This window comes from Neobacillus terrisolis, from assembly GCF_051233475.1.
Lineage (GTDB): Bacteria > Bacillota > Bacilli > Bacillales > Cytobacillaceae > Bacillus_BU.
In genome coordinates, this window is sequence record NZ_JBKFGH010000030.1 from 64,691 (window position 1) to 90,858 (window position 26,168).

The window sequence follows — 26,168 nt, forward strand, 5'->3', positions numbered from 1 at the left end:
CAAGACTCGTATGTATAAACAATTATTTCGACAACATCATTGATAATCCTGCTGAAAGATTAAATTTATTTTTGCAGTTTCGCTAAAATTCGCCATTTGTCCTTTTTTGTTTTACCCTCTATGGAATTGAGCTTTACACGCCCAAACCCACGAACAGAGATTGTGTCACCTTCTCCACACTCAAACGAAGAAGATTCGATTACGGTCCAATTTACTTTCGCTAGCCCTTGTCCTATTAATATTTGCGATTTCTGTCTAGAGATCGGATAGACGGATGATATGATTGCATCTAAACGAAGAGATGAGGCAGTAAGAGAAATCTCTTGCCAACTCTCTTGGAGATGAACGGCATTTTCAAAAGAGATTTCTTCAAGACGAACCTGAGCTTTACCAATACTCTTTAGCTCCATATTAAGGTAGTTACCAATTTCTGATGCCGCAAAAAATTGAACCGTTGAAGCATCAAAAAGAATATCACCAAATTTTCCTCTTTTTAATCCTATAGACATTAAACTTCCAAGTACATGACGATGTTCAATTGTAACAAACTTACTTGGATAATGAACTTCATAAAGCGAAACTTGAAAATCGGTTTCTGACTCTTGATAGAAATCTGGGAAAAGGAGAGCGCGTTTTCTTTCAGCATTCTCCACTCCACCAAAAAATGCAACCTGCACTTCCCCGTGCTCACCAATAATCGTTCGAACGATTTGCTGTTCACGAGGGTCTAAAAAATCCGTTAGTTTTGGAGTATAGGAACCTTCAACATAATCCTTCCAATCAACTATTTGATCAATGAAATCTCGCTCTTCCGGTCGAAAATGTTGATATATATCCATTAGTACTAACCTTTCTACTTTTTCAATTAAGATTATGAAAGGCTCGTTTCATCTCATAATGAACGGGCCTTATCCGGGCAATATTAATAGCTAAATTAATGTAGCCAAGTATGCTAAACCTCTAATCGCAAAGTTCAGTACAAAAATAGCCACAATTGGTGAAATATCGATCATCCCAAGTGGTGGAATGATGCGGCGGAATGGTTCTAAATAGGGCTCACAAATATTTGTGAGTAAACGACCAATTCCGGTGTCACGTGCATTTGGAAACCATGACATTAGGATGTATATAATCAAAGCCCATGAATAAATTTGAATCACTTGCATTAATACACTAAATAAAAAATCCATTTAACGTCACCTCATATTATGTAAGTCATGTCCATGAAGAAATTCTGAAATATTACCGGATACTTCTACATTATCTGGAGTACATAGGAATATATCCATACCAATTTTTTGAATTTCACCACCTAATGCATAGACGGTTCCACTTAAAAAATCAACAATTTGCCTTGCTTGGTTCGGCTCACTTCGCTGCAGGTTTACAACGACCGACCGGCGATTTTTAAGATGATCTGCAATTTCTTGTGCTTCGGGATAAACACGCGGTTCACACAAGACAAGCTTCGAAGACTTTTGAATACTTTGTAAGCTGACAACATTTTGTTTAGATAATGGCTGCGGTTGTTTGTATTCTCTCCTTGGTTCGACTTCCTCTTCATAATTTTTCTCTTCTAATTCATACTCATCATCTAAGAAAAAGAAGGTTTTAATTTTCGATTTAAGGCTCATCTCAGGTCACCTCCTCCGATTCATTTCCTACAAGTGCAGTCCCAATTCGGACCATTGTTGCTCCCTCTTCAACCGCGATTTGAAAATCGTTTGACATTCCCATTGATAGCTCACGGCATGGGGCATGCTCCAGATTTAAATGTTTTACTTCATCCCTTACCCTTCTTAATTGACGAAAACACTCTCGTAAAACGGCTTCATTTTCTGTAAATGGAGCCATCGTCATTAAGCCATCTACCAAAACATTAGGATAATCCTTAAGCTGTTTGATAAAATCAACGACTTGTTCCGGTTCTAATCCGTGCTTGGACTCCTCACCTGAAACATTAACTTGAACGAGACATTTGATCGGTTTTGTTGCCCGTTTATTAATTTCTTCTGCTAATGACAAGCGGTCTACAGAATGGATATAATCCACTTTATCGATTACATTTTTCACTTTTCGTGTTTGCAGGGATCCGATAAAATGCCAAGAAGGCTTGTCCTGTAATACATTCCATTTCTTTAATAAACCATCGTCACGATTTTCCCCTAAATGCTCGACTCCCGCAGCCAAAGCTTCTTGAGCCCGCTCTATACTAACATATTTTGTAACAGCAATAATGGTAATTTCGGAAGGATTTCGCCCAGATTTAATGCAGGCATCATTTATTTGCTGCTGGATTGTTTTTAGATTTTCTGATACATTCATTTTAGCTGTTAAGCCTCCTTCCAGCCGATAAAGCTAATCATTCTTCCAGTTTGCCCCTTATCTTTTCGGTGTGAAAAAAATAATTCGTTCTGACAGCTCGTACATAAATTTGTATTGATTATATTTTCTTCCTTAACACCTGCAGCCTTTAACATAAGTTTATTTGCCAAAGGCAGGCTAAGTTGGTATTGATTCTCTTTTATTAAATTATAAGGCTTTTCTTCGACACCTACTAGCTTATTTTGCAAAAGTGAAATGACACGTTCGTCAACGATATAACATTTTCCGCAAATAGACGGACCAATGGCCGCTAGAATTTCCTCAGGGTTAATCCCCTCTTGACGAAAATGATTAATCATTTCCACGCCGATCCCAGCTGCGGTACCTTTCCAGCCAGCGTGGGCAATGCCGATTAACCTTTGCTTTGGTGCAAAAAAATATAACGGTACACAATCTGCAAATACAAGCGAAAGAAAGATGCCATTTTCCGAAGTGTAGAAGCCATCTGTCTGCCCAAACGAATCTTCGTATAAAAAAGCCCCTCTCCCACAACTATCCTTGGCTATTTTTTGTATTTTAGTTTGGTGAATTTGTTCTGCACCAACCCATTGATTCAGTGGAAAACCAAGCTTTTTGGACAAAATAGATCGATTTTGGACTACAGTGTTTCCATCATCCCCAACATGAAACCCAAAATTCAACGATTCATAAGGGGCTTTACTAAGTCCGCCATGCTTGGTTGTAAAGCCCGCAACTAAATCAGGATACTTATTAGTCCATTCATCAATTAGAAAAAAGCTTTGATCTTTTTGAACGAAAGGCTCCATGATAATCCCTCTTCGCATTTTCCTATAGTTTACCACATCGCAACATAAGCTCACACTAAAAAAAACCTTACTTTACCTCTGTTTCAAGATAATTCCCATTCCCTGCATCCCTAAATCGAACTAAAATGACATCCTCGCCAATTTTAATGATATCCTTCCAGGGGATGACAATTTGTTCATCCCTCCCAAACAATCCAAGCACTTTTCCCGAACCGCCGATGACGACAGCATCAATTTTCCCAGTATTTAAATTAATATCAATATCCCCGATATTTCCTAGTCTTTTCCCATCGAAAACATTCACAACATCTTTTATTTGAAAATCAGAAATTTTAACCATCTCTTCACCCCTGCAAACCATTCTATTGAAGTATATGATTCATATGAAGAAAAATAATGGTTTCATTCGAAAAAATACGAAAAGCTGCCAATCGGCAGCTTAGTGTTGAATATTTTTATTCATTTGCTTAATGGCAGCTTTCTCTAAACGAGAAACTTGTGCTTGAGAAATTCCAATTTCTTCAGCCACTTCCATTTGAGTTTTACCCTGAAAGAAACGCTTTCTCAGGATTAGCTTCTCTCTTTCATTCAATCGCCGCATCCCTTCTTTTAGGGCAATTTCTTCTATCCATTGTGTATCTTTATTTCGCTCATCACTTAGCTGATCCATTACATAGATTGGATCTCCGCCATCATTATAAATCGGCTCAAATAATGAGACAGGATCTTGAATGGCATCAAGCGCAAAGACGATTTCTTCATGAGATACCTCAAGGACTTTGGCAATTTCCTCAGCTGTTGGTTCGCGGGATGTTTCGCTCATTAGCCTCTCTCTAACCTGCAGTGCCTTATAGGCAATATCTCGTAGTGAACGGGAAACCCTAATCGGATTATTATCCCGAAGGTAACGGCGAATTTCTCCAATAATCATTGGAACAGCATAAGTGGAAAATTTCACGTTTTGACTTAGATCAAAATTATCAATTGATTTCATAAGACCGATACAGCCAACCTGGAACAGGTCGTCTACAAATTCACCACGGTTATTAAAACGTTGAATGACACTAAGCACTAAGCGAAGGTTGCCATTAACAAGTTTTTCCCGAGCAGTAATATCTCCCTTATGCATTTGCCTGAAGAGCTCTCGCATTTCCTCATTTTTTAAAACTGGAAGCTTTGATGTGTCTACCCCGCAAATTTCAACCTTGTTTCGAGTCAATCCTTTTCCCTCCTCATAGGAGTTGCTGTACAAAGTACAGTATCTCCTCGAGAAGGAAAAATATGCACAAGCCCTAAACGACTAAATCAGTCCGTTTTGGGATAAAGGTGATGGTTATTAGGGAAATTCCACCAAAAAGTTATAAAAAAAAATTAGAAAATAGTGGTTTGCGCAATTAAACCATCTTATTAAATTCTTTCCTTAGCCTTTTAATAATCCTTTTTTCTAATCTTGAAATATAGGACTGTGATATTCCTAGCATATCTGCTACATCCTTTTGAGTTTTTTCCTCACCACTTCCAAGCCCAAATCTTAGCTCCATTATTTGTTTTTCGCGATCTGAGAGCTGATGTAGTGCCTTAACTAATAATTTTCTGTCTACATTAGCCTCCAAATCCTTCGTAATGATGTCATCTTCTGTTCCAAGTACATCCGAAAGAAGCAATTCGTTCCCATCCCAATCAATATTCAATGGCTCATCAAACGACACTTCTGAGCGGATTTTATTATTCCTTCTTAAATACATCAGAATTTCATTTTCTATACATCGTGAAGCATATGTAGCCAATTTGATTTTCTTTTCGGGGTTAAACGTATTAACCGCTTTTATTAATCCAATTGTCCCAATGCTAATCAAGTCTTCAATATTGATTCCCGTGTTTTCAAATTTTCTGGCAATGTAGACGACTAGGCGCAGGTTACGCTCAATCAGCATAGCTCGTGCTGTTTTATCTCCATTTGGAAGCTTTTTTAAGAGAACCTCTTCTTCCTCCTTTGTTAATGGTGGTGGTAAGGCCTCACTTCCGCCAATATAATAAACTTCATCACTTTTTAAACCCAATTTCATCAATAACTTATACCAATAATAGGAAAGGCGTAGTTTGATTCTTTTCATAATTTGTCCTCACCTTCTAAAATTTTGTGTACCTTCGTATAGTATTATTAGCTCACTTTTGTGGAAGCGCAGTCTTTTGGACCTGACAACATTTTAGGATGAACGATACATTGAAAAGAATCCTCACTGGACAGCTCCTGCATAGTGAATGAGATTAACCCTTTTTTATTGATATAGCAGTGCTGTTCTTGGTAAATGACGATTTGATCCGGTTTTAAGGCAATAATGAGCTGATGTTCCTTTCCGACTACTTTGCACGGTATAATCCTTATCTTCCCCTCTATATCACTTGGGACATTCTCATTGCCAAATAACACAGCTTCTGGATTTTGAGCTAGTAAAAGTAGTGGTGCAGGAAGTTCATCTAAACATTTTTTGACCGAGATTAGCATTACCGGTGCTTTTGAAATAGGATCATATAGTTGATTGCCACTATCAACTAATCCTTGAAAGGTAAACTTCATCTCTTCGATAAAAATCTCTACTCTTACTAAATGGTCATATTGAATTTTAGCGATTTCCACTTTTTCAATATTTGTTTTTGAGAAATGCCAAGCGATTGGAAAACCAAGCAGGACAAATAACCAACTAATCGGGTCTCCAAACCCCTTAACACTTGCCAGCATCACAGATGAAGATAATTCGAAATCAAAATTGACAAAGTAATGAGTCCCTATTAAGGCACCACCTATCAAAAAAGTCGTGAAATAAAAGGTCATTAATCCTGTAATAAAGTAACGAAATCTCTTATAACCAAAGGCGATTATCACCATAAAAACTGAAAATAGTAATTTTGTTATAGGGTGGCCAGCATAAGGCTGAAGCGGGGTAACGACTAGTAATATGATGACGGAACCGAGTAAACCACCGCTTACTATTCTCCATTTCGAAACCTGCCTTTTTAAAATAATTGCAGTTAAAAATAGAAGAAGACTATCAAATAAAACATTCAAGCCCCATATAACATCGAGGTAGACGGTCACTTTGTACCCCCCTTCCTATCGACCGTTACTATTTTTTAAATCGCTACTTCGGCATTAAAAGTTATTAAGGTTTTCTAGTATCCGTTACGAAAAAGTATAACGTATCAAGGTAACAGAAGTATGTCACTTCCTGTACACAAAAAAGGGGAAGTTTTCACTATTCGATTCGGTTTTTGTCATAATATTTAGCTTGAAAATATATTTTAAAAATAGGCTGTGTTAAACTTGACTGTTGATTTCCGCTCCAGGCGCTTGCTTTCCGCGGGGCGGGCGGTGAGCCTCCTCGGAGCTAAAGCTCCTGTGGGGTCTCACCTGTCCCACTGCTCCCGCAGGAGTCAAGCGCCTTCCGCTCCAATCAGCAGAGTGCTCAAAACTCAACATTGTTCTTTAACACAGCCTAAAAATAAAAAAACATGACTCTGAGTTGAGCCATGTTTTTTGTAGTTATTAATGTCTTCTATTACGGTTTCGTAAGAAGGTTGGTATATCTAATGTGTCTTCTGCTTGCTGAGGCGTTTGAGATGGACGAACTGGTTCTTGTTGAATCTCTTCCCGTTTAGGTTCACGCTTCATTGAATTTAAGCCTGGTTTAATTTGACCGAATGCTGGTCTAACCATTTTCGGTTGAACGACTTCCTCATTAAATCCTGTCGCAATTACCGTAACCACAATTTCATCCTTTAGGTTCTCATTGATTACGGAACCAAAAATCATATTAACCTCTTGATCGGATGCAGTTGCAACAATGTCTGCAGCTTCCTGAACTTCATAAAGACTTAAGTTCGTTCCACCGGTAATATTCATTAGGACGCCCTGTGCGCCATCGATAGATGTTTCCAAAAGAGGAGAGGAAATAGCTTTTTTAGCTGCCTCGGTTGCACGATTTTCTCCTGATGCAATACCAATCCCCATCAACGCTGAGCCTTTGCTGGACATAATCGTTTTAACATCGGCGAAATCTAGGTTAATTAATCCTGGAACGGCAATCAAATCGGAAATACCTTGAACCCCTTGGCGAAGAACATTGTCTGCCTCACGGAATGCTTCAAGCATTGGTGTGCTCTTATCAACAATTTCTAATAAACGGTCATTTGGAATGACAATTAGAGTGTCGACTGCTTCTTTCATTGCAGCGATTCCTCCAGCTGCTTGTCCAGCCCGTTTTTTTCCTTCGAATGTGAAAGGTCGTGTTACAACACCAACAGTAAGAGCCCCTAATTCTCGAGCAATTTGCGCGATAACAGGAGCTGCACCAGTTCCTGTGCCTCCACCCATACCAGCGGTTACAAAGACCATGTCAGCACCTTTTAAAGCTTCTTCTATTTGTTCACGGCTTTCCTCCGCGGCTTTTTTTCCTACCTCAGGATTGGCACCTGCACCTAAACCACGGGTTAATTTTCCGCCAATTTGCATTCTAATTTCTGCTTTAGATAAATTTAAAGCTTGGGCGTCCGTATTGACTGCAATAAAGTCTACACCTTGAACCCCATGCTCGATCATTCGATTTACTGCATTGTTTCCGCCGCCACCAACGCCGATGACTTTTATTGTAGCAAGTTGATCTAAATTTGTATCAAACTCCAACATATGACAAATCCTCCTAATTCGTCGTTATTCCTGATAGCCGGTTACTCAAAAAAGTATCCTAAGAACTTTTTCATTCTTGTTGTCATTTTTTCTTCCTGAACTGGTTTTTCTGGCTTTGCTTTTGGCTGCGGCTGTTTCTGAACACGCTTTTCCTTATACTCTTGCCCAGGGGAATATTGGTCAAGCTTTTTGCCTTTTAATCTAGCATTTTTATAGGCAAATTGGATTAATCCAACAGCTGTTGTGTATTGCGGCTCACGAACACCAATATAATCAGGAATCGCCATTCTGACACGGTTCTGGAATATAACTTGTGCCAACTCCAGTACACCCTGCATATTGGCAACCCCTCCAGTTAGAACAATTCCTCCCGGAAGATCTCTAAATCCAAGACGCTTAATCTCCGCTTGAATTAACTCATATATTTCTTCCATACGCGCTTCAATAATATCTGATAATTCAACCTGATTAAATTGTTGATGCTGATCACTGCCGATAGTCGGCACACTAAAAACTTCCTCTTCTGACGCATGATCATAAAAAGCATGTCCATACTTCATTTTGATTTTCTCAGCATCTTCTGTTGATGTTCTAAGTCCCACCGAAATATCCTTTGTAATGTGGTCTCCGCCAACTGGAATCACACTTGTAGCCTGTAGGTAACCATTTTCAAATACAGCGATAGTAGTTGAACCACCACCAATATCAACTAAAGCCACCCCAAGACTTTTTTCATCTTTGGATAATGCAAATGATCCGGCTGCTAATGGGTGTAAGGTAATGTCTAAAATATCTAATCCCGCGCGTTCTACGCATCGAAGTGTATTATGTAGGATTGTTTTGGAACCCGTGATAATTGTCCCTTCCATTTCAAGGCGGACACCTATCATACCACGCGGATCTGTAATTTCATCTAATCCGTCTACAATAAACTGCTTAGGAATGACATCAATGATTTCTCGTTCTGGAGGAATCGAAACAACTTGGGCAGCATCGATTACCCGTGCAACATCTTCATCAGAAATTTCACGGTTATCGCTGGATACTGCAACTACACCATGACAGGGCTGCAAAGATACGTGATTCCCAGTGACCCCTACAATTACCTGTCGTATTTCCATACCAATCATGCGCTCAGCTTGTTCGATCGCCCGTTTTATTGAATGAACGGTATCATCTATATCCACAATGGAGCCCTTCCGCAAACCCTCGGACTTCACATTGCCAACACCAATAATATTTAAGGAGTCGTTGACCATTTCACCAATGATTACTTTTACACTGGATGTACCGATGTCAAGACTTACATATATTTCATTGCTGTTCATTCATTGGCACCTCCTTTTCACTATTTCTGTATTCGAACAACAACTTTTAAGATAGAAACAGAATATCTTATAGAATTATTCGTCACAACCACATTATTCCCTTTTTTCTAATTCAATTTTTTTCTATTTTTTCCCGAGTTGTTGACCATTTTGTCAATAATATTCGTCTAATTACGGCAATATTCTGAAACAGTCTTACTCCGAAAGCAAAAACTGCTGCTAAATACAAGTCTACACCAAGATGTACGCCCAGAAAAGCTAAACTTGCAGCCAAAATTATATTGAAAAAAAATCCAGACACAAATACTTTTTCATCATAAATATTTTGCAAATGTGCCCGAATTCCTCCGAATAACGTATCAAGTGCTGCGAGCACAGCAATCGATAAATAATTAGAGTATTCATCAGGGATTCTTAAGTCTGTAAGCAGTCCAAGAATGACCCCGACTACTAACCCGATTAAGGGAAGCCACATGTTTAACTTCCTCCTTTGTCCGATTCAACTGGTTCCATATTTCTGACACGTATCGTATCTTGATATGCTGGTATAGTAATTTCAGCTTCAGGTTTTGACACATTCACCCTTAAATTGTCAAAACGAAATAACTCTTCAGCTGATTGTGATGCTTGCATGCGATTGTATAGTTTTTCAGCCATTTGCATATTTTCAGCAATGACCTTAATTTCAATCGGAAGATTTTTTAGGGAATACCCATCTATTTTTGTTTCGTTATTTATATCGCGAATAACGCTTGTATTAATGAGTCTTTGACCTGCAATCGAAATGTATAAAGCATCGTACATATTGAGTTCATTAATTAGCCTTTTCAATAAATCAGGAGAAATAGTTGGTGCATCTTCCCCTAGCAATATTTCTTCATAAACAGGTTCAATGGAGAGGACAATACCTGGTCCGGTGACTTCAGTAAGCCCAGCTTGCATCTTTAGTTCCTCGAGTGTCTCTCGTAATACTTGCTCTTTACTTTGCTTTCGCTCTGTTTCATATTTAGCCAGCTTTTCTTCATTTGAGCGGATCTCCTGCAGAAGCTTAGAGTAGGTTTCCTTTTCCTTTAAGTAATCTTCCCTCATCTGCCAAGTATCACGTGTATCTCTCACAATCGGTTCCCTTACTGTTTGGAATTGAATGGCAAGCATTAGACCGATGATTACGGTGACAGCCGTAAAATTTAAATATTTATTGTATTTCTTGTCCAAAATTTTCACCTGTCTTTCCTACTGCCTAGCTACCAAGTATGGGATTAATAACCACACTATCTTTCTCTTCAATTTTCACTGTGATATTATCGTTGACCAATTGGTCCTTTATTCCGCCAGTTAAGTTAATAGCCGCACTTAATACATCCGAATCTCCAATAGCTGTAATCACAAAAGGAGCTGGATGTTGATATCCGTCAACGGTAATAACGGGCCCATTACAAACAATATAGGAATTATAAGAGAGCCTTTGACCGTTAATGGCAACGGCTGATGCACCTGAAATATATAATTCATTAATGACTTTAAAGACATGTTGTTCATGAACTAAATAATTATTAATATTTTCTTCCTTCGGATCATAATCACCGTCCGCTAACGTCACAGCGATTCCTTTTCCTTTTACTTTAACCTTTCCAAGGTACATACGATATTTCTCAGTGTCTTCTGCCAAGTTAAAAAATAGTTCTTCTTCTTTCCCTAACTCTTTTTCTATTTCAAGAACCTGCTGTTGCTTTTTCGTTAACTCCTTTTGCAACTCTCGGTTAATTTCTTCTTGCTCAATCAATTGATTCCTTAAATCTAAATTTCGTTGCCATTCCTTATCCGAAATTTTCGCTTCTTCATTTTCGGCTTGAGTCCTTTGATAGGAAAAGGCAATCATAAAACCTAACACTAAACAAACTAATGAAAGAATGGCATGCTTACCTTTCACCTTCATCTTCAATTTCTTCAGTTCCTTCCTGTTCAAATGCTTTAAAATAAGAGCCTACTTCTAGGTCAATGATTCCTTTTTCATCTGGATTTAATTGACTCATAATTGAAGGATAATGAACCATTTTTTCATCAAAATTTCTTAATGTGGCAATAACCTGGAAGCCATCATTCATGTACAATACAATGCGGTATTGATCGGTTTCCTTTGGAGTATAATGAACCTCAGAAATTGAATTAACAATTCCATCAGGTAATTTTTCAAGTCCAGCAATCATTTCATTTAAGACTTTTCCTTTTTTAAAACCAATTAAGATGGGGGCTTGAACTGGGAATGTCCCCTTTTTCATTTCCGGTAATATTTCTCCATTTTCCAAGACTGCTGAAAAGGTTTCATCTTTGCCAATATAAGCGATCCGTTTGTGTTCCTTGATCTTAATCGATACAGTACTTGGTAATTTCACGTGAACCTCTGCGCTCTTAACCTCAGGAAGATTGCGTAGTTTTTCTTCTATGCTTCCTTCATTGATTTTCCAAATATTAGTTTTTTTTGACAAACTCGAAAGCTTGGTCAAATATTGAGCTGAATACGTTTCATTTCCAGTAATATTAATATACCTTACATGACTTAAAGGCGATTGAAAGTAGATAATACAGCCCATTAATAGAAAGAAAAAAAACAATAAGATAACGAGTCTCTTATTAGCTTTTCTCCTTCTTTGCTGCTTTAATTTTGGAATTCTATCCTCAAGGGAGACAATTTTCCCTTTATCCACTTTACTCACCTCTGAAGCTGCATTTTATCAAAATAAGCGAAAAACAACGGCACGAAATCATGCCGTTATTTAGTAAGAGCCTTCATTGTCCTATTGAAATATTATAGCATATCGTTACAGTCAAAAAGCATTATTTCTGTAAGTTTTTCCCGATTATTTCTACTTCCGTTTCCATTTTTACTTCATATAATTCATAAATTTTATCCTTAATATATTGAATTAAATCCATTACATCTTGCGCGGTTGCATTTCCGTCATTCACAATAAAATTCCCATGCATGTCAGAGATTTTTGCCCCCCCAATTGAGAACCCTTTTAAACCTGCCGTTTCAATAAGCTTACCAGCATAATTAGGGAGAGGATTTCGAAAAATGCTACCGGCACAAGGGAAGTTCCAAGGTTGTGTTGTTTTGCGGTAATCCTTATTTTTTTGCATTTCCGCGACAATTACATCCTTATCTCCCTCCACTAACTGGAATACAGCTTCCACAACTATTCCAGGTCGTTTCTTTTGTAAAACGGAAGTTCGGTATGAAAATTCCATCTCTTCATTTGACAACCATTCAAGCGTTCCGTCTGGAAAAAGGACATGGGCCTTCGTTAAAATTTTAGAAATATCACTGCCGTGCGCTCCAGCGTTCATATAAACCGCACCACCAACGGAGCCAGGAATCCCACCTGCAAATTCCAATCCTGATAATCCTTTTTTACAAATCACCGTTGCAAAGCTGACTAATGAATAACCACCGCCCACTTTGACTTCTGTTCCATTAATTTCTAAAGCCCCGAGTCCTGAGCCCAGTTTAATGACAACACCTTCAATTCCAAGGTCTGATACGAGCAAGTTTGACCCCCTGCCAATTGCACGCCAATTTAAATTATATTTGCGAATAAGCTCCATGGTCTTTTGAAGATTTTCAATTGATGATGGTTCTATAAAAAGATCAGCAGGGCCGCCTATTTTCATCGTTGTATGATTGGCTAATCTTTCATTTTCTTTAATCTTGCCAACCTTTAATGCTTTCAATTCAGTTAGAAATGAGTTCATATTTACCTCCCTTTCATCGTTAGGTTAGGTCTAGTATATTTTATGCCAAAGGGATATTTTTGGGCTACATTTTCGTGCTTCGTTTTGAGATTTCCTTCATAACTTGGAAAAGCCTCTGCGCAGCATCTGGTATGCCAAGCTTTTGAGCTGCTGTCTTCATTTCAGCCAATCTCTTTGGCTGTGTCAGAATTTGATCTATTTTTTCAATCAATTTAACCGAATTCATTTCGGATTCTAATAAAAGTTCCGCTGCACCATGATCGCTTAATGCTCTTGCATTTTTTTCCTGATGATTATTCGTAACATAAGGGCTTGGAATTAATATACTTGGCACCCCAAGTGAAGTAAGTTCGGCAAGGGTGGTCGCACCTGCCCGAGAAACAGTTAAGTCAATTCCAGCTAAAACTTCTGGCATATTATGAATAAATGGCCTAATGATTACATTGTTTGGATTTCCAGATAGCTCGGCCTCTTGCATGACCTTGTCATAATGAACATCACCTGTTACATACAGGACTTGATAAGGTTTTTCGCCTAACTCTGCTAAAGATTTAAGGACCGCTTCATTTATTGGTCTTGCGCCTCGACTTCCTCCGAAAATAAGGACAGCCGGCTGATCAGCCTTTAAGCCAACTGAGCTTCTCCCTTTTTCACCATCTTGCCCTAGCACTTCGGATGCCCGCGGATTTCCCGTCAAAACGACCTTATTCACCGGGAAATATTGCTTTGCTTCCTCAAAGCAGATGGCAACACGATCGACATATCGACTTAAAAATTTATTTGTTAATCCCGGAACACTGTTTTGTTCATGAATAATGGTCGGAATTCCAAGCTTTGCTGCGGCATAAACGACTGGACCGCAAACATACCCACCGGTTCCTATAACAATATCAGGCTTGAATTTTTTCAGAATGGCTTTGCTGTCCTGTACTCCTTTAACAAACCGATAAATCGTTTTGACATTATCGAGAGAAAGCTTTCGCTTAAAGCCTGTAATATCAATGGCTTGAAAAGGGATTTTTTCACGTGGTACTAATTGGCTCTCTAGCCCCTTTTCCGTCCCAATATACAAAAACTCGGCGTTTTTCGCTTCCTTATTAATTTCTCTTATTAATGCTAAGGCTGGGTAAATATGACCACCAGTTCCTCCACCACTAACAACTATTTTCATTATCTACACCTCAATTTAGAAAAGCTTCTGCGCTAAGACATGAATCAAAAGCACCTTGAGCTACACTATCAAAATTGTATACCTTGTTCGTTTACAATTTATCACTTTCCAATTTTACTATAAAACTGCCTAAAAAAAATATTTGATTTGAATAGTAATACTTTTGTAATGAAAATGAAAGAAACCCTGTTAGTACAGGGTCTAATTACAATCTTGCATATCGGCTGATATTTAATAGGACTCCGATTGCCATAAGCATCAAAGTAAGGGACGAACCTCCATAACTTAAGAAAGGTAATGTAATGCCGGTTACCGGCATCAGTCCGGTTACTACCCCTATATTAATCATAACTTGAATCGCAATCATGGCAATGATTCCGACCGCTAAAAAGCTTCCATAAAGATCGGGTGCTCCTAGAGCAATCCTAATTCCCCTCCATAGCAATAGCGCGAATAGCAATAAAACAAATGAACCGCCAATAAAACCAAGTTCCTCCGCCAAAATCGCAAAGATAAAATCAGTTTGCGGTTCGGGTAAGTAGAAAAATTTCTGCCTGCTTTGTCCTAAACCGAGTCCGAATAATCCTCCTGGACCTATGGCATATAATGATTGGATAATTTGAAATCCGCTGCCGAGCGGATCCTGCCACGGGTCAAGAAAAGAGGTAATCCTTTTCATCCGATACGGGGCGGAGATAATCAAACCTACAAAACCGGCGACACCAATCATACCTAAACCAACAAAATGGCTAACCCTGGCTCCAGCAATAAAAATCATAACTACGCAAGTACCAACCATTACTGTCCCTGTCCCTAAATCCGGCTGAAGCATAATCATAGCAAACGCCGTAAAAACGAGAGCCAAGGACGGAACAAGGCCAAGTCTAAACGAAGTAATTAATTTTTGCCTTTCAGAAAGGAATTTAGCTAAAAAAGCAATCATTGCCAGCTTCATAAATTCTGAGGGCTGAATGGAAAAGGCTCCAACTCCAATCCAGCTTCTCGAGCCGTTTCTAACATTTCCAATTCCGGGTATCAAAACAAGAACAAGGAGCACAAAACAAATAATAATCAAAACCTTTGCCCATGTTCTCCACGTCCAGTAATCAATGTTCATGATAAAAAACATTGCCAAGATACCGACACCCGCAAACAGCAATTGTCTTTTCGCAAAGAAAAAGGAATCATTAAATTTATAATCGGCCCAGACTGCACTTGCACTGTAGACCATAATGAGACCAACAGCTAGCAACGTAAATGTAATGATCATTAGCAACAAATCAGGAGTAGTCTTTTTTGACGGCAATGCAACACACCTCGACTGAGAGTTTAGAGCCTGAATCCCGATTATGTCAAGGAGGACAAACCCTTATTAAAGCTTATGCACCGCTTCGATAAAAATGTCTCCTCTTACTTCGAAAGTTTTATATTGATCCCAACTTGCACAAGCTGGCGATAACAGAATAACATCACCTTGATCAGAAAGTTCGAAAGCGACGGGAACAGCCTTTTCAACATTATCGACCCGTTTAATTTCTTTTATTCCTGCTTGTTTTGCTGCCTCTTCCAACTTTCCAGCTGTTTGTCCAAACGTAATTATTGCCTTTACATTTTGTAATGATGGAATGAGCTCATCAAAGCTATTTCCGCGATCTAATCCACCTGCTAACAAGACAATCGGCTCTTTAAAAGCAGCCAGAGCTTTTGATGTAGCCAAAATATTGGTAGCTTTTGAATCATTATAGAATCTTCGACCAGCTTTTTCACCAACATATTGCAAGCGGTGTTTTACTCCTTTAAAAGTGCTTAATACACGATGGATCGCTTCATTGGAAACACCACTCAGTTTAGCTGCCGCAACAGACGATAAAATATTTTCTAAGTTATGTACACCCGGTAAAACGATGTCAGCAAGCTGAACAACCCGTTCTTCATTGAACATAACCCAACCATCACGAATGAACGCGCCTTCTCCTAAATCTTTTGAAGTGGAGAAAAAGAGCACTTTAGCAGCTGATTTACCAGCTAAATCAATTAACTCCTGTTGATCACCATTTACAATTAAGTAATCTGTTTCTAGCTGATATTTAGTAATATTTGCCTTTGCATCCCGATATTCATCTCTTGTACCGTGGTAATCCAAATGAGCATCATAAAGGTTTGTAATAATGGCTACCTTCGGACGGAACGTATTAATCCCCATCAATTGAAAAGAGGATAACTCGATGACAATTGTATTATCACTTGTTGCCTTTTGCGCAACCCCTGAAGCGACAGTTCCAATATTCCCGGCAATTAGCGGCTGTTTATTGCCTTCGTTTAACATTTCAAAAATAAGCGTAGTTGTCGTTGTTTTTCCGTTCGTACCGGTAATCCCAATAAAAGGGGCTTCCGATATTTGATAGGCAAGTTCTACTTCAGTAATAACTGGTATTTCACGGTCTAATGCTCCAACAATCATCGGATTATGATACGGAATTCCAGGATTTTTTACAATTAGCTCAAATCCCTCATCTAAAAGCTCAATAGGATGGTCTCCACAGATAACCTTTATACCTTGTTCAAGTAGCCCTTGAGCTTCAGGATTTTCTGATAGCGGCTTCTTATCGTTCACCGTTACAAATGCACCAAGCTTATGTAGAAGGGAGGCTGCGCTTACTCCACTTTTTGCTAAGCCTAAAACTAATATTTTCTTATGACGATAATGCTCAGGTTTTCTCATTTATAACCACACCTCTATATAGATTCCTAATACAGCCAGTAATAGCCCCACTGACCAAAACGTTACAACGACACGCCATTCTGACCAGCCGACCAATTCATAATGATGGTGGAGTGGACTCATTCTAAAAATCCGTTTTCCTGTTGTTTTAAATGAAGCAACCTGTAGAATAACGGACAGTGTCTCGATAACAAATACCCCACCAATGATAATCAACAGAATTTCCAGTTTCGTTAAAATGGCCACGGTGGCGATTGCTCCCCCTAATGCTAGCGAACCGGTATCTCCCATAAATACCTTTGCCGGGTGCGCATTAAAAACTAAGAATCCTAATACCGCCCCCACAACAGCAACAGAAAAAATAGCAATTTCGAATTGGGATTGATTCCACGCCAATATGGCAAACGCACCAAAGGCGATTGCAGCAGTTCCCGAAACTAAGCCGTCCAAGCCATCTGTTAAATTCACTGCGTTGGAAAAGCCGACAAGCCAAAAAATAACAAAGAATAAATAAAACCAACCTAAATCAAATGAATAGTCGAAAAAAGGAATATTCACTTCAGTAGAAAACTCATTTTGATTAAAGACAAAATAAAAAATAGCGGAAATAATAATTTGACCTAAAAGCTTCTGCTTTGAGGTCAGACCTAGATTACGCTTCATGACGACTTTAATAAAATCATCTAAAAAACCTAATAGTCCAAAACCGAACGTAACAAATAATAAAAGATACGTTTTAACTGTCGGCTCTGCAAACTTTCCTGTCATGACTAAAGTGGTCACGATGATCGATAGAAGAATCATGAGCCCGCCCATTGTCGGAGTTCCTGTTTTCTTTTGATGTGATTTAGGGCCTTCTTCACGAATGCTTTGTCCAAATTTCAACCTTCTTAAGAAAGGAATAAAAACTGGAGAAAGGAGTACTGTGATTAAAAATCCCATAAGTATTGTAAAAAATATAACCTGTTCCAGCATTTTATTCCCCCCTTAATCCCTCTAATGTTTGAATTAGCTCAAGTATTTGTTTAATCTTATCAGAACTATCATATGTTTTTATTTTTTCATTAAGAAGTCCTGTATCAATGAATTTGGACATTTGCTTTACTTCCTTTTCCTGCTTTACCATTTCAACATGAATTTCAAGCATTTTTTTAACATCTTCCCACAGGTTATTTGTATAAAAAACGGGAAAGTGATTTGGGGTATAGGAAGGCACCTGTTGGCCCTTTTCCCATATGGCCGCAACGGCCCCATTGTTTAGAGCTTTCTTTAAATCATCCCCATTTCCCCATAAGGGAATGAATAGACCTCGTGGCTGGTCGGCATCTGCATCTGATGTCACCGTATGAAACATCAGCATAGGATCCTTTATCCCTGTGGTTTCCGGAAATATTTGAGATAATAAACCATACCCTAAATACATTATTGTCGCTCCTTTATCGCTTGTCTCGCAACAAGGCGGTCATCAAAAGAGAGAATCTGATCTCCAATTTGCTGATACGTCTCATGCCCCTTACCAGCTATAAGGATGACATCACCTGGACCGGCGGCCTTTACTGCATAAGAAATGGCCTCTTTTCGGTCAACGATGACTTGATAGCTTTCACCGACAACCCCAGCTTCCATATCCTTGAGAATTTGGAGCGGGTCCTCGCTCCGAGGATTATCAGATGTAAATATCGGATCCGTTGCGAAGTCCGTAGCAATCTTTGCCATGATTGGGCGTTTCGTTCGATCGCGATCCCCACCACAGCCAACTACTACAAAAATGCGTTTATGGGCAATTTGTTGAATCGTTTTAAGCACATTTTCAAGACTATCTGGTGTATGGGCATAGTCAACAATAACCGCATAGGATTGCCCTTCATCAACAAGCTCCATTCTGCCAGACACACCTTTTACCTCTTCAAGCGAAGCTATGATTTGCTGTAATGGCAATCCGTACACTAGGGCTGTTGCCACACTGGCGAGCACGTTGTATACATTAAATTTTCCGACTAATTGTATTGAGACTTGTTCAATTCCCATCGGGGTAATTAATTCGAATTTAGTCCCGCTGGCATCCATTGAAATATTGGTTGCCCGCACATCAGCCTGTTGGTCAATCCCATAGGTAAAAACATGAGCAGCTGTCGCTTTTTCATACGCAGCCGAAGCCTCATCATCACCATTTAAGATCGCATACTTTGGTGAATGATGATCAAAGCTATTTCCTAATTGGGAAAAAAGCAATCCTTTTGCTCGCTTGTACTCATCCATTGTTTGATGGTAATCAAGATGATCTTGCGTTAAATTTGTAAATACTGCTATATCAAAATCACAGCCATGGACACGGCCAAGGTCTAATGCATGGGATGAAACTTCCATTACTGCTGCCTCAACCTGTACATCAATCATTTTTCTAAAGGTTTTTTGTAAGGTAAGGCTTTCAGGAGTCGTATTTTTTGTTTCATACTTCTGCTCACCAATTTTGGTATACATCGTTCCAATTAAACCGGTTTTCACACCTGAATCCGCTAGAATTTTTTCAATTAAGTGACTGGTTGTTGTTTTTCCATTTGTGCCCGTTAAACCAATCAATTTCAGTTTTTGAGTGGGCTGTCCATAAAAAGTATCGGCAAGCACAGCCATTGCCCTAATCGTACTTTTTACGATGATCACTGGAACATCCAGGTTTAGTTCTCTTTCTGCTAAAACGGCCACGGCCCCGTTTTGAACAGCGGAATCGGCATATTGATGTCCATCGACGGTATAGCCTTTCACACAAATAAATAAGCTTCCTTGTTGAACCTTGCGATTATCGTTTTCAATAGAGGTAATCTCAACATCCTCACAAGTCATTGGTGTCAACAAATGTAAGCTTTGAAGTAAGGTATGTAATCTCATTCAATATCAAATCCTCTCATCAGCGGTTATATTTTACACGATTCTAGTAAATTAAGCCACGGGCATTAGATAATTTTTCGATTTTTTGAAAGGATGACGGATTGGATTTTGCCTTCCATTTAAACATAGTACCATATTCATAAAAAAGGGGCGGCGAAATTTATTTTGCCGCCCGCCCTTCTCCATTACTATTCTTCTTTTTCTTTATTACTATCAGAGAAATACAGCCTGATTGTGGAACCTTGTTTAATTTTTACACCCGGCTGAGGAGATTGCTTAACGACGGTATCTCCTTCTCCGCTTGCATCTATTTTTAAATTAACAAACACTTCTCCCAGTTCTCTCTTTGTAAAACCAACAACATCCGGTACTTCAATCATCGGAACGTCATCCCATGCTTTCTTTTTCTCTATTTGACCTTTACGTGGCTCAACACCTAAAGCAGGAAGACTATCTTTCATGATATTTCCAACAATTGGAGCTGAGACTACGCCCCCGAATTGAACCGTTCCTTTTGGATTATCGACGGCAACATAGACAACTAATTCAGGATCATCTGCCGGAGCAAAACCAATAAAGGAAACAATATGATTGTTTTCGAGGTAACGGCCATTTTGAGCCTTTTGGGCTGTACCTGTTTTTCCACCGACACGATACCCATCAATAAAGGCGCGGCCACCGGATCCTTGGGCAACAACATTCTCCAAGGCATAGCGAACTTTTTCAGATGTCTCATTTGAAATAACCTTCCGCTTTGCAACAGGTGAATTCTTCATCACAACCTCGCCTGTTAGTGGATCAATTAATTCTTTGGCTACATATGGAGTATAAAGAGTTCCGCCATTAATAGCTGCTGATAGAGCTGCCACCTGTTGGATCGGTGTTACAGAAACCCCCTGCCCAAAGGATGTTGTCGCTAATTCAACCGGGCCTATCCGATCCATTTTGAATAAAATACCCGTTCCTTCACCTTGGAGGTCAATGCCTGTTTTCGTGCCAAAACCAAAATCTTTAATATACTTGAACAACTTTTCCTTCCCTAATCGTTGACCTAACTCGACAAAGCCTGGGTTACAGGAGTTTTGGACAACCTCAAGGAAGGTTTGACCACCATGGCCGCCTTTTTTCCAGCACCGAAGTCTTGAGCCACCTACCTCCACATAGCCTGGGTCGTGAAAATGCTCTTTTTCAAGATCCACTTTACCCTCTTCAAGCGCTGCTGCTAAGGTGATAATTTTAAATGTTGAGCCCGGTTCATACGTACTCCATACAGGTAAGTTCCGGTTGTAAACTTCCTGTGGAACGTTTTTAAAATTGGCAGGGTCAAAGCTTGGTCTACTTGACATTGCCAATATTTCTCCATTATTTGGGTTCATGGCGATCGCGATGATTCCATCAGGTTGATATTGAGCTTCTGCAATATCAAGCTCCCGTTCAACAATTGTCTGGATTTTTGTTTCAATCGTTAACTTTAAATCAAGACCATCGACCGGGGGCTGATAATCGTCAGCCATGTCATTCATCCGTTTTCCTTTTGCATCAGCGTAAAATTTAACAGAGCCCTTTTCACCCTTTAACTCTTTATCATAATATAGCTCTAAGCCCATTAAACCCTGATTGTCAATTCCAGCAAATCCTAATACATGGGATAAATAAGTACCAAAAGGATAATGGCGCTTCGAATCCTCACCAATATAGACTCCTTTTAAGCCTAACGAGCGAATTTCCTTTGCTTTTTCATGGGAAATCTTTCTTCCCTCAGGTATTCTTTCACTTGAGCTTTTTTTGGTTATTATTTGATAGGCTTTTTCCTTGGACATATTTAAAACAGCAGCTAATTTTTCAGCCGTATTGGCCGGGTCAACAATTTGACGCGGAACAACATAAACAGTTGGTGAACTAATATTCGTTGCTAGTTTTACTCCATTACGATCAACAATCTCCCCACGCTTGGGCTCAAAGGGAATATTCCTGCTCCACGAATCCTTTGCCCTATCGGTTAACATTTCACCAATGAAAAACTGTACATAGCCGAGTCGTAAATCAATAATTAAAAAAATTAATAGCCCGACAATGAGGGCAATAGCCAATCTTTTTCGGACTGTAACTTGAGATACACGCATATTATGAACGAAACCCCTTTCCTGCTCTTTCGGATTGTCCTATCACCGATAAATCGATTACTTGAGCAATTCCTCGCTGGTGAGCACTCTATAAGGCTCGTTCATTTATATGCTTGTACTTATTTAATTAGAACGAAGAGCGTCAATCATGTACGACATCCAATGGATCATCTTCGCCCTCTTTTCGATCCTTTGTTTCTTGCTCCTCTTTTTCCTTTTCTTTGTCAGCCTTTTCTTTTTGTTGAGGTGTCATACATTCAACGATCAAATAGCTGCCTCCTGCCACGACCGAACCCTGTTCAATATTCTGGCTGACAACATAACCACTTCCATTGATTGTTAATTTCAAATCAGCCATTTTCGCAACCGTCATGACATCTCGACGGGACCAATCTGTTAAATCAGGCATGGTAAGCTCTCCATCCGTTCTTAGGATGACTTTTTCCCCTTCAAGCATCTTGCTATTTGCAGCCGGAGACTGTTCAAGAACAGTACCTCCATTTCCAATGATAACCGGCTCTAAGCCTTTTTCTTGTAACTTTCCAACAGCATCTTCAATTGATAATGTTGTAAGATTTGGGATTTCATTTGTTTGCGCCTTTTCCATACTTGTCGGCTTAATATTTAAATATTGCAAACTATTTTTCATGACAGGATTAAAAATCATTGAAACGGGTATGGAGCCATCGAAATAGGTTTTTATCTCAGGCTGCTGAACTGCCACATACACAATCAGCTCGGGATCATCTTTTGGAGCCATTCCCAAGAATGAAAAAATATAGTTTTCCGGCCCTGTTAGATAACCACCTTTTCCAGGAATTTGGGCCGTTCCTGTCTTACCGGCAACCGCATAACCGTCTAATTTATAGCGGCTTCCCGTCCCTTTTGGAGAGGTTACGACCGTTTCTAAAATATCCCGTACTTCTTTTGCCGTTTCAGCAGAGATTGGATTCCCCGCTATTTTTGGCTCGGTTTCACTAACTACTTCTCCGGTATTAGAATCAACGATTTTTTTTACAACATGGGGCTGCATCATTTTTCCGTCGTTTGCAACCGCTGTTGCAGCCTGGATTTGTTGAATCGGGGTAATAGCCGTTCCCTGACCAAATGCAGTAGTTATTTTATCAATAGGGTATTGATAAACAATTTTCCCTGAAGTTTCATTTGGCAAATCGATTCCGGTTGGTTGTTCAAAGCCAAATTTCGTTAAATATTCCCGATATTTATCAAATCCAAGCTTTTCATTGGCAATCCGGGCAAAGGCAACATTGGAGGAACGTTGGACACCTTCTAAAAAGGTAATCGTTCCCCATCCTTTCCCGTTATGGTCCCGGATTGGTTTTGAATTTGGTGTAACCTTGTATGAACCGGATTGATACGGTTCATTCGGATTAAATACCCCTTCCTCAATGGCTGCAGAAAGGGTAAAAATCTTCATCGTTGAGCCAGGTTCAAACGAGTTTTCAATGACTTCATTATGCCAGCCTTTTTCAATTCCCTCCCGTGTTTTTGGGTGGAAGGTTGGACGCTGTCCCATCGCCAGTATCTCACCAGTTTTAGGGTCGGCGACAACGGCAATAATTTTTTTGGGATTATATTCCGCCACTACCTTGTTCATTGCGTCCTCTAAAAAGGTTTGTATTTTTTTATCAATCGTTAAATAAACTTCATTACCATTTTTGGCAGGCGTTATGTTTTCCTTGCCATCAGGCAACAAATAGCCCCACAGATCACTTTCGTATTGTACCGTTCCATTCTTGCCGGTTAATGCTTCATTTAAGGTGGCTTCGATTCCTAATTGACCGATTGTTTTACTACTTCCATCTTCTTTTTCCTCTTTGTCTACATAACCGACTACATGGGAAGCAAACGTTCCATTTGGATAAAACCGCTTTTTATCCCTGATAAAAGTAATTCCTGGTAGCTTAAGCTTTTCAATTTCCGTTTTTGTTTTATGGGATATATCCCGCCCTGCATTTCCAAACTCAACTTGGAAACGACCTTTTTTGCTTAGTACCTCCAGAATGTCACTTTCGCTCATCTGGATATACTTTGCCAATTTCCGAGCAGTCAGTTCAGGATCCACGACATGCTTTGGCTTTTTAGGGTCGGTGGTCATTTTTTTATCAAGAATCGCGACAATTGAGTAGGAAGTAGTATCCTTTGCTACCACTTCCCCATTTCGGTCGAAGATGGTTCCACGTTCGGCATCAATGATTCTTTCTTTCGTATATTTCTGTTGTGCCTTAGCAGCCAAAACCTGGCCTTTGGCATCTCCTGAAACTTGAATAGTAACATAATGGATAATTAAGACAAAAAAGAGCAGGCTGAATATTACAAATAATATCGCTGCTCCCCGATTCATATTAGGTTGTTTTCTCATCATTTACTCCTGCACAACCTTAACATTGTCGTTTAATTGTAATCCAAGTTCTTTTGTTGCTTTTTCCCAAATACGCTCATAGGTACTTAATTCTGCAACCTGAACCTCTAGATCACCATTTATTTTTTGTTGTTCTTGGATTTTCACTTCAATATCCTGTATATCTTTATTGACGCTATAAATCGCAGCTTGGTTAGAAATAATCTGAACAGAGCCAATGCAGATAAATGCGCCAAAAAGTAGTCCTAATATTTTTTCACCAGGGGAAAACCAAGCCTTTTTAACAGTTGCAGTATTGATTTGTTGATTTGTCCGCTGCTGCGTTTCATGCTGCAGTTTCTTAGCTAAGTTGCTCATCTATTTCCCTCCCGTTTTGATGATTATTTATTTTTTTCTGCGACCCGTAATTTAGCAGATCTAGCTCGATTATTATGAAGGATTTCTTCTTCAGACGGTAAAATTGGTTTCCGGGTAATGACTTTCATTTCAGGCTCAAATTCCTTAGGAATCATTGGCAAACCAGGTGGCAGATTCGGTAGCTCACTAGCCTTTTTAAACGCTACCTTACAAATTCGATCCTCTAAGGAATGGAAGGTTATCACACTAATTCGCCCACCGGGGCTTAGCAATCCAAAAGCATCCTTTAAAGATTTCTCAAACACACCTAATTCATCATTAACTGCTATTCGAATTGCTTGGAAAATTCGCTTCGCGGGGTGACCGCCTTTTCTCCGTGCAGGTGCTGGAATAGCTTCCTTGATGAGCTCGACTAATTCAAATGTTGTCTCGACCGGTTTGTTCGCACGAGCTGCTTCAATTTTTCGAGCGATTTGCTTTGAGAATTTTTCCTCACCATATTGAAAGAAAATGCGGACTAAATCTTCATAACTCCAGGAATTAATGACATCGTAGGCAGAAATGGAGGATTGCTTGTCCATTCGCATATCTAAAGGAGCATCATGATGATAACTAAATCCCCGTTCGGGGGTGTCTAACTGGGGGGAGGATACTCCTAAATCATATAAAACCCCATCTACATGATGAACGCCATATGCTAACAATTCTTCTTTTAGGTTTGAAAAATTACTTTTTATGATCGTTATTTTATTGAGATGTTCGGCTAACTTTACCTTTGCATGGGCAATAGCTGTTTCATCTTGGTCAAAGGCATACAACCTGCCTTTATCAGATAGTTTAGAAAGGATCAGTGCACTATGACCGGCACCACCTAATGTACAATCTACATAAATGCCGTCTGGATGAATATTTAATCCGTCAACCGCTTCATGTAATAACACTGTTGTATGTTCAAACATGTAATTCTCATTCCACCTTTCTAATGAATTATTCTCGGAGCGTTTAAATATCAAACCCTATCATATTTTCTGCAATTTCTGCAAAAGATTCTTCGGACTTTAAGAAATATTCTTCCCAAAGTTCCTTGCTCCAAATTTCAATTCGATTAGAAACTCCAAGAACGACACATTCTTTATCTAAATTTGCATATTGAAGCAGTGGGGCTGATATATTGATTCTCCCTTGTTTATCCAGTTCACATTCTGTGGCACCGGAAAAGAAAAAGCGGGTGAAGGCTCTAGCGTCCTTTTTAGTCAAGGGAAGACCTTTTAGCTTTTCCTCGAGTAGTTTCCATTCATCAAGCGGGTAACCAAACAAACATTGATCCAAGCCACGCGTCAAAACAAACATCTCACCAAGGTCATCACGAAACTTAGCGGGAACAATTAAGCGGCCTTTATTATCAACGTTATGATGGTACTCACCCATGAACATATACACTACCCCCACTTTCTTTTCTAAATTTACCACATCCCCCCACTTTTCACCACTTATTTTTAGAATTCTCTAAGCGCCATGGAATTCCTTCTAAACAATCGATTTTTTCACTATGGAATTGTTGTTTTCTTCCGACAAGAAAACGGTCAATCCGACCAAAGCCCTATTATTT

Annotated in this window: 27 protein-coding genes; all 27 read right to left on the bottom strand. The window is 39.3% G+C overall.

Annotated features, from left to right (window positions below):
- Positions 1-65: 65 nt before the first annotated feature.
- Positions 66-839, bottom strand: coding sequence for a YlmH family RNA-binding protein (locus tag ACI48O_RS18095; protein WP_435563254.1), 774 nt, complete (start codon positions 837-839; stop codon positions 66-68).
- A 90-nt stretch (positions 840-929) separates the two neighbouring features.
- The gene (locus ACI48O_RS18100) at positions 930-1,190 is read right to left on the bottom strand and encodes a YggT family protein (protein WP_435563255.1); all 261 of its coding nucleotides are present in this window, start codon (positions 1,188-1,190) and stop codon (positions 930-932) included.
- 6 nt (positions 1,191-1,196) lie between these two features.
- The gene (locus ACI48O_RS18105; protein ID WP_435563256.1) at positions 1,197-1,634 is read right to left on the bottom strand and encodes a cell division protein SepF; all 438 of its coding nucleotides are present in this window, start codon (positions 1,632-1,634) and stop codon (positions 1,197-1,199) included.
- A 1-nt stretch (position 1,635) separates the two neighbouring features.
- Positions 1,636-2,325, bottom strand: a complete 690-nt coding sequence (locus ACI48O_RS18110; protein WP_435563257.1) for a YggS family pyridoxal phosphate-dependent enzyme — start codon at positions 2,323-2,325, stop codon at positions 1,636-1,638.
- Between the two features lie 8 nt (positions 2,326-2,333).
- The gene (gene pgeF / locus ACI48O_RS18115) at positions 2,334-3,152 is read right to left on the bottom strand and encodes a peptidoglycan editing factor PgeF (RefSeq protein WP_435563258.1); all 819 of its coding nucleotides are present in this window, start codon (positions 3,150-3,152) and stop codon (positions 2,334-2,336) included.
- A 67-nt stretch (positions 3,153-3,219) separates the two neighbouring features.
- Complete coding sequence (locus ACI48O_RS18120; RefSeq protein ID WP_435563259.1) at positions 3,220-3,492, bottom strand: YlmC/YmxH family sporulation protein; 273 nt, start codon at positions 3,490-3,492, stop codon at positions 3,220-3,222.
- A 99-nt stretch (positions 3,493-3,591) separates the two neighbouring features.
- Positions 3,592-4,371 (bottom strand): RNA polymerase sporulation sigma factor SigG, encoded by a 780-nt coding sequence (gene sigG / locus ACI48O_RS18125; RefSeq protein ID WP_435563260.1) that lies wholly within the window; start codon positions 4,369-4,371, stop codon positions 3,592-3,594.
- Between the two features lie 175 nt (positions 4,372-4,546).
- Positions 4,547-5,266, bottom strand: a complete 720-nt coding sequence (sigE, locus tag ACI48O_RS18130) for an RNA polymerase sporulation sigma factor SigE (protein WP_435563261.1) — start codon at positions 5,264-5,266, stop codon at positions 4,547-4,549.
- A 47-nt stretch (positions 5,267-5,313) separates the two neighbouring features.
- Positions 5,314-6,249 carry a sigma-E processing peptidase SpoIIGA gene (spoIIGA, locus tag ACI48O_RS18135; protein ID WP_435563262.1) on the bottom strand — a complete coding sequence of 312 codons (936 nt, stop codon included), beginning with the start codon at positions 6,247-6,249 and terminating at the stop codon, positions 5,314-5,316.
- Between the two features lie 447 nt (positions 6,250-6,696).
- On the bottom strand, positions 6,697-7,836 hold the full coding sequence (gene ftsZ / locus ACI48O_RS18140; RefSeq protein ID WP_435563263.1) for a cell division protein FtsZ: 1,140 nt from the start codon (positions 7,834-7,836) through the stop codon (positions 6,697-6,699).
- 41 nt (positions 7,837-7,877) lie between these two features.
- On the bottom strand, positions 7,878-9,164 hold the full coding sequence (gene ftsA / locus ACI48O_RS18145) for a cell division protein FtsA (protein ID WP_435563264.1): 1,287 nt from the start codon (positions 9,162-9,164) through the stop codon (positions 7,878-7,880).
- Positions 9,165-9,276: 112 nt separating this feature from the next.
- The gene (locus ACI48O_RS18150; protein WP_435563265.1) at positions 9,277-9,639 is read right to left on the bottom strand and encodes a small basic family protein; all 363 of its coding nucleotides are present in this window, start codon (positions 9,637-9,639) and stop codon (positions 9,277-9,279) included.
- Positions 9,640-9,641: 2 nt separating this feature from the next.
- Entirely contained in the window at positions 9,642-10,379 is a 738-nt protein-coding gene (locus ACI48O_RS18155; protein ID WP_435563292.1) for a DUF881 domain-containing protein, read from the bottom strand.
- A gap of 25 nt (positions 10,380-10,404) precedes the next feature.
- Positions 10,405-11,100: a DUF881 domain-containing protein gene (locus tag ACI48O_RS18160; RefSeq protein ID WP_435563293.1), complete on the bottom strand. Its 696-nt coding sequence runs from the start codon at positions 11,098-11,100 to the stop codon at positions 10,405-10,407.
- Positions 11,084-11,869 (bottom strand): cell division protein FtsQ/DivIB, encoded by a 786-nt coding sequence (locus ACI48O_RS18165; RefSeq protein ID WP_435563266.1) that lies wholly within the window; start codon positions 11,867-11,869, stop codon positions 11,084-11,086. The genes ACI48O_RS18160 and ACI48O_RS18165 overlap by 17 nt, the downstream gene beginning before the upstream one ends.
- A gap of 130 nt (positions 11,870-11,999) precedes the next feature.
- A complete protein-coding gene (gene murB, locus ACI48O_RS18170) occupies positions 12,000-12,917 on the bottom strand; it encodes a UDP-N-acetylmuramate dehydrogenase (RefSeq protein ID WP_435563267.1) in 918 nt (305 codons plus the stop codon).
- A 64-nt stretch (positions 12,918-12,981) separates the two neighbouring features.
- Positions 12,982-14,088, bottom strand: a complete 1,107-nt coding sequence (murG, locus tag ACI48O_RS18175; protein WP_435563268.1) for an undecaprenyldiphospho-muramoylpentapeptide beta-N-acetylglucosaminyltransferase — start codon at positions 14,086-14,088, stop codon at positions 12,982-12,984.
- A 205-nt stretch (positions 14,089-14,293) separates the two neighbouring features.
- The gene (spoVE, locus tag ACI48O_RS18180) at positions 14,294-15,394 is read right to left on the bottom strand and encodes a stage V sporulation protein E (RefSeq protein ID WP_435563269.1); all 1,101 of its coding nucleotides are present in this window, start codon (positions 15,392-15,394) and stop codon (positions 14,294-14,296) included.
- A gap of 66 nt (positions 15,395-15,460) precedes the next feature.
- Positions 15,461-16,810, bottom strand: coding sequence for a UDP-N-acetylmuramoyl-L-alanine--D-glutamate ligase (murD, locus tag ACI48O_RS18185; RefSeq protein ID WP_435563270.1), 1,350 nt, complete (start codon positions 16,808-16,810; stop codon positions 15,461-15,463).
- A complete protein-coding gene (mraY, locus tag ACI48O_RS18190; protein ID WP_435563271.1) occupies positions 16,811-17,785 on the bottom strand; it encodes a phospho-N-acetylmuramoyl-pentapeptide-transferase in 975 nt (324 codons plus the stop codon). It lies immediately after the preceding gene.
- A gap of 1 nt (position 17,786) precedes the next feature.
- The gene (locus ACI48O_RS18195; protein WP_435563272.1) at positions 17,787-18,233 is read right to left on the bottom strand and encodes a hypothetical protein; all 447 of its coding nucleotides are present in this window, start codon (positions 18,231-18,233) and stop codon (positions 17,787-17,789) included.
- Positions 18,233-19,696, bottom strand: coding sequence for a UDP-N-acetylmuramoyl-L-alanyl-D-glutamate--2,6-diaminopimelate ligase (locus tag ACI48O_RS18200; protein WP_435563273.1), 1,464 nt, complete (start codon positions 19,694-19,696; stop codon positions 18,233-18,235). The genes ACI48O_RS18195 and ACI48O_RS18200 overlap by 1 nt, the downstream gene beginning before the upstream one ends.
- A 188-nt stretch (positions 19,697-19,884) precedes the next feature.
- Positions 19,885-21,819 (bottom strand): stage V sporulation protein D, encoded by a 1,935-nt coding sequence (locus ACI48O_RS18205; protein ID WP_435563274.1) that lies wholly within the window; start codon positions 21,817-21,819, stop codon positions 19,885-19,887.
- Positions 21,820-21,961: 142 nt separating this feature from the next.
- Positions 21,962-24,205: a penicillin-binding protein gene (locus ACI48O_RS18210; RefSeq protein ID WP_435563275.1), complete on the bottom strand. Its 2,244-nt coding sequence runs from the start codon at positions 24,203-24,205 to the stop codon at positions 21,962-21,964.
- Positions 24,206-24,559 carry a cell division protein FtsL gene (gene ftsL, locus ACI48O_RS18215; protein WP_435563276.1) on the bottom strand — a complete coding sequence of 118 codons (354 nt, stop codon included), beginning with the start codon at positions 24,557-24,559 and terminating at the stop codon, positions 24,206-24,208.
- A 23-nt stretch (positions 24,560-24,582) separates the two neighbouring features.
- Positions 24,583-25,518: a 16S rRNA (cytosine(1402)-N(4))-methyltransferase RsmH gene (gene rsmH, locus ACI48O_RS18220; RefSeq protein ID WP_435563277.1), complete on the bottom strand. Its 936-nt coding sequence runs from the start codon at positions 25,516-25,518 to the stop codon at positions 24,583-24,585.
- Between the two features lie 43 nt (positions 25,519-25,561).
- Positions 25,562-25,993, bottom strand: a complete 432-nt coding sequence (gene mraZ / locus ACI48O_RS18225; RefSeq protein ID WP_435563294.1) for a division/cell wall cluster transcriptional repressor MraZ — start codon at positions 25,991-25,993, stop codon at positions 25,562-25,564.
- Between the last annotated feature and the right edge of the window lie 175 nt (positions 25,994-26,168).

Bases quoted from the DNA above. Each gene is read 5' to 3' on its own strand.
- rsmH (WP_435563277.1), bottom strand. From the start codon at position 25,518: ATGTTTGAACATACAACAGTGTTATTACATGAAGCGGTTGACGGATTA.
- ACI48O_RS18105 (WP_435563256.1), bottom strand. From the start codon at position 1,634: ATGAGCCTTAAATCGAAAATTAAAACCTTCTTTTTCTTAGATGATGAG.
- pgeF (WP_435563258.1), bottom strand. From the start codon at position 3,152: ATGGAGCCTTTCGTTCAAAAAGATCAAAGCTTTTTTCTAATTGATGAA.
- murG (WP_435563268.1), bottom strand. From the start codon at position 14,088: ATGAAAATAGTTGTTAGTGGTGGAGGAACTGGTGGTCATATTTACCCA.
- ACI48O_RS18120 (WP_435563259.1), bottom strand. From the start codon at position 3,492: ATGGTTAAAATTTCTGATTTTCAAATAAAAGATGTTGTGAATGTTTTC.
- ACI48O_RS18205 (WP_435563274.1), bottom strand. From the start codon at position 21,819: ATGCGTGTATCTCAAGTTACAGTCCGAAAAAGATTGGCTATTGCCCTC.
- murB (WP_435563267.1), bottom strand. From the start codon at position 12,917: ATGAACTCATTTCTAACTGAATTGAAAGCATTAAAGGTTGGCAAGATT.
- ACI48O_RS18100 (WP_435563255.1), bottom strand. From the start codon at position 1,190: ATGGATTTTTTATTTAGTGTATTAATGCAAGTGATTCAAATTTATTCA.
- ACI48O_RS18200 (WP_435563273.1), bottom strand. From the start codon at position 19,696: ATGAGATTACATACCTTACTTCAAAGCTTACATTTGTTGACACCAATG.
- murD (WP_435563270.1), bottom strand. From the start codon at position 16,810: ATGAGAAAACCTGAGCATTATCGTCATAAGAAAATATTAGTTTTAGGC.
- mraZ (WP_435563294.1), bottom strand. From the start codon at position 25,993: ATGTTCATGGGTGAGTACCATCATAACGTTGATAATAAAGGCCGCTTA.
- ACI48O_RS18160 (WP_435563293.1), bottom strand. From the start codon at position 11,100: ATGAAGGTGAAAGGTAAGCATGCCATTCTTTCATTAGTTTGTTTAGTG.
- ACI48O_RS18110 (WP_435563257.1), bottom strand. From the start codon at position 2,325: ATGAATGTATCAGAAAATCTAAAAACAATCCAGCAGCAAATAAATGAT.
- ACI48O_RS18095 (WP_435563254.1), bottom strand. From the start codon at position 839: ATGGATATATATCAACATTTTCGACCGGAAGAGCGAGATTTCATTGAT.
- ftsL (WP_435563276.1), bottom strand. From the start codon at position 24,559: ATGAGCAACTTAGCTAAGAAACTGCAGCATGAAACGCAGCAGCGGACA.
- ftsA (WP_435563264.1), bottom strand. From the start codon at position 9,164: ATGAACAGCAATGAAATATATGTAAGTCTTGACATCGGTACATCCAGT.
- mraY (WP_435563271.1), bottom strand. From the start codon at position 17,785: ATGCTGGAACAGGTTATATTTTTTACAATACTTATGGGATTTTTAATC.
- ACI48O_RS18195 (WP_435563272.1), bottom strand. From the start codon at position 18,233: ATGTATTTAGGGTATGGTTTATTATCTCAAATATTTCCGGAAACCACA.
- sigE (WP_435563261.1), bottom strand. From the start codon at position 5,266: ATGAAAAGAATCAAACTACGCCTTTCCTATTATTGGTATAAGTTATTG.
- ftsZ (WP_435563263.1), bottom strand. From the start codon at position 7,836: ATGTTGGAGTTTGATACAAATTTAGATCAACTTGCTACAATAAAAGTC.
- ACI48O_RS18150 (WP_435563265.1), bottom strand. From the start codon at position 9,639: ATGTGGCTTCCCTTAATCGGGTTAGTAGTCGGGGTCATTCTTGGACTG.
- ACI48O_RS18210 (WP_435563275.1), bottom strand. From the start codon at position 24,205: ATGATGAGAAAACAACCTAATATGAATCGGGGAGCAGCGATATTATTT.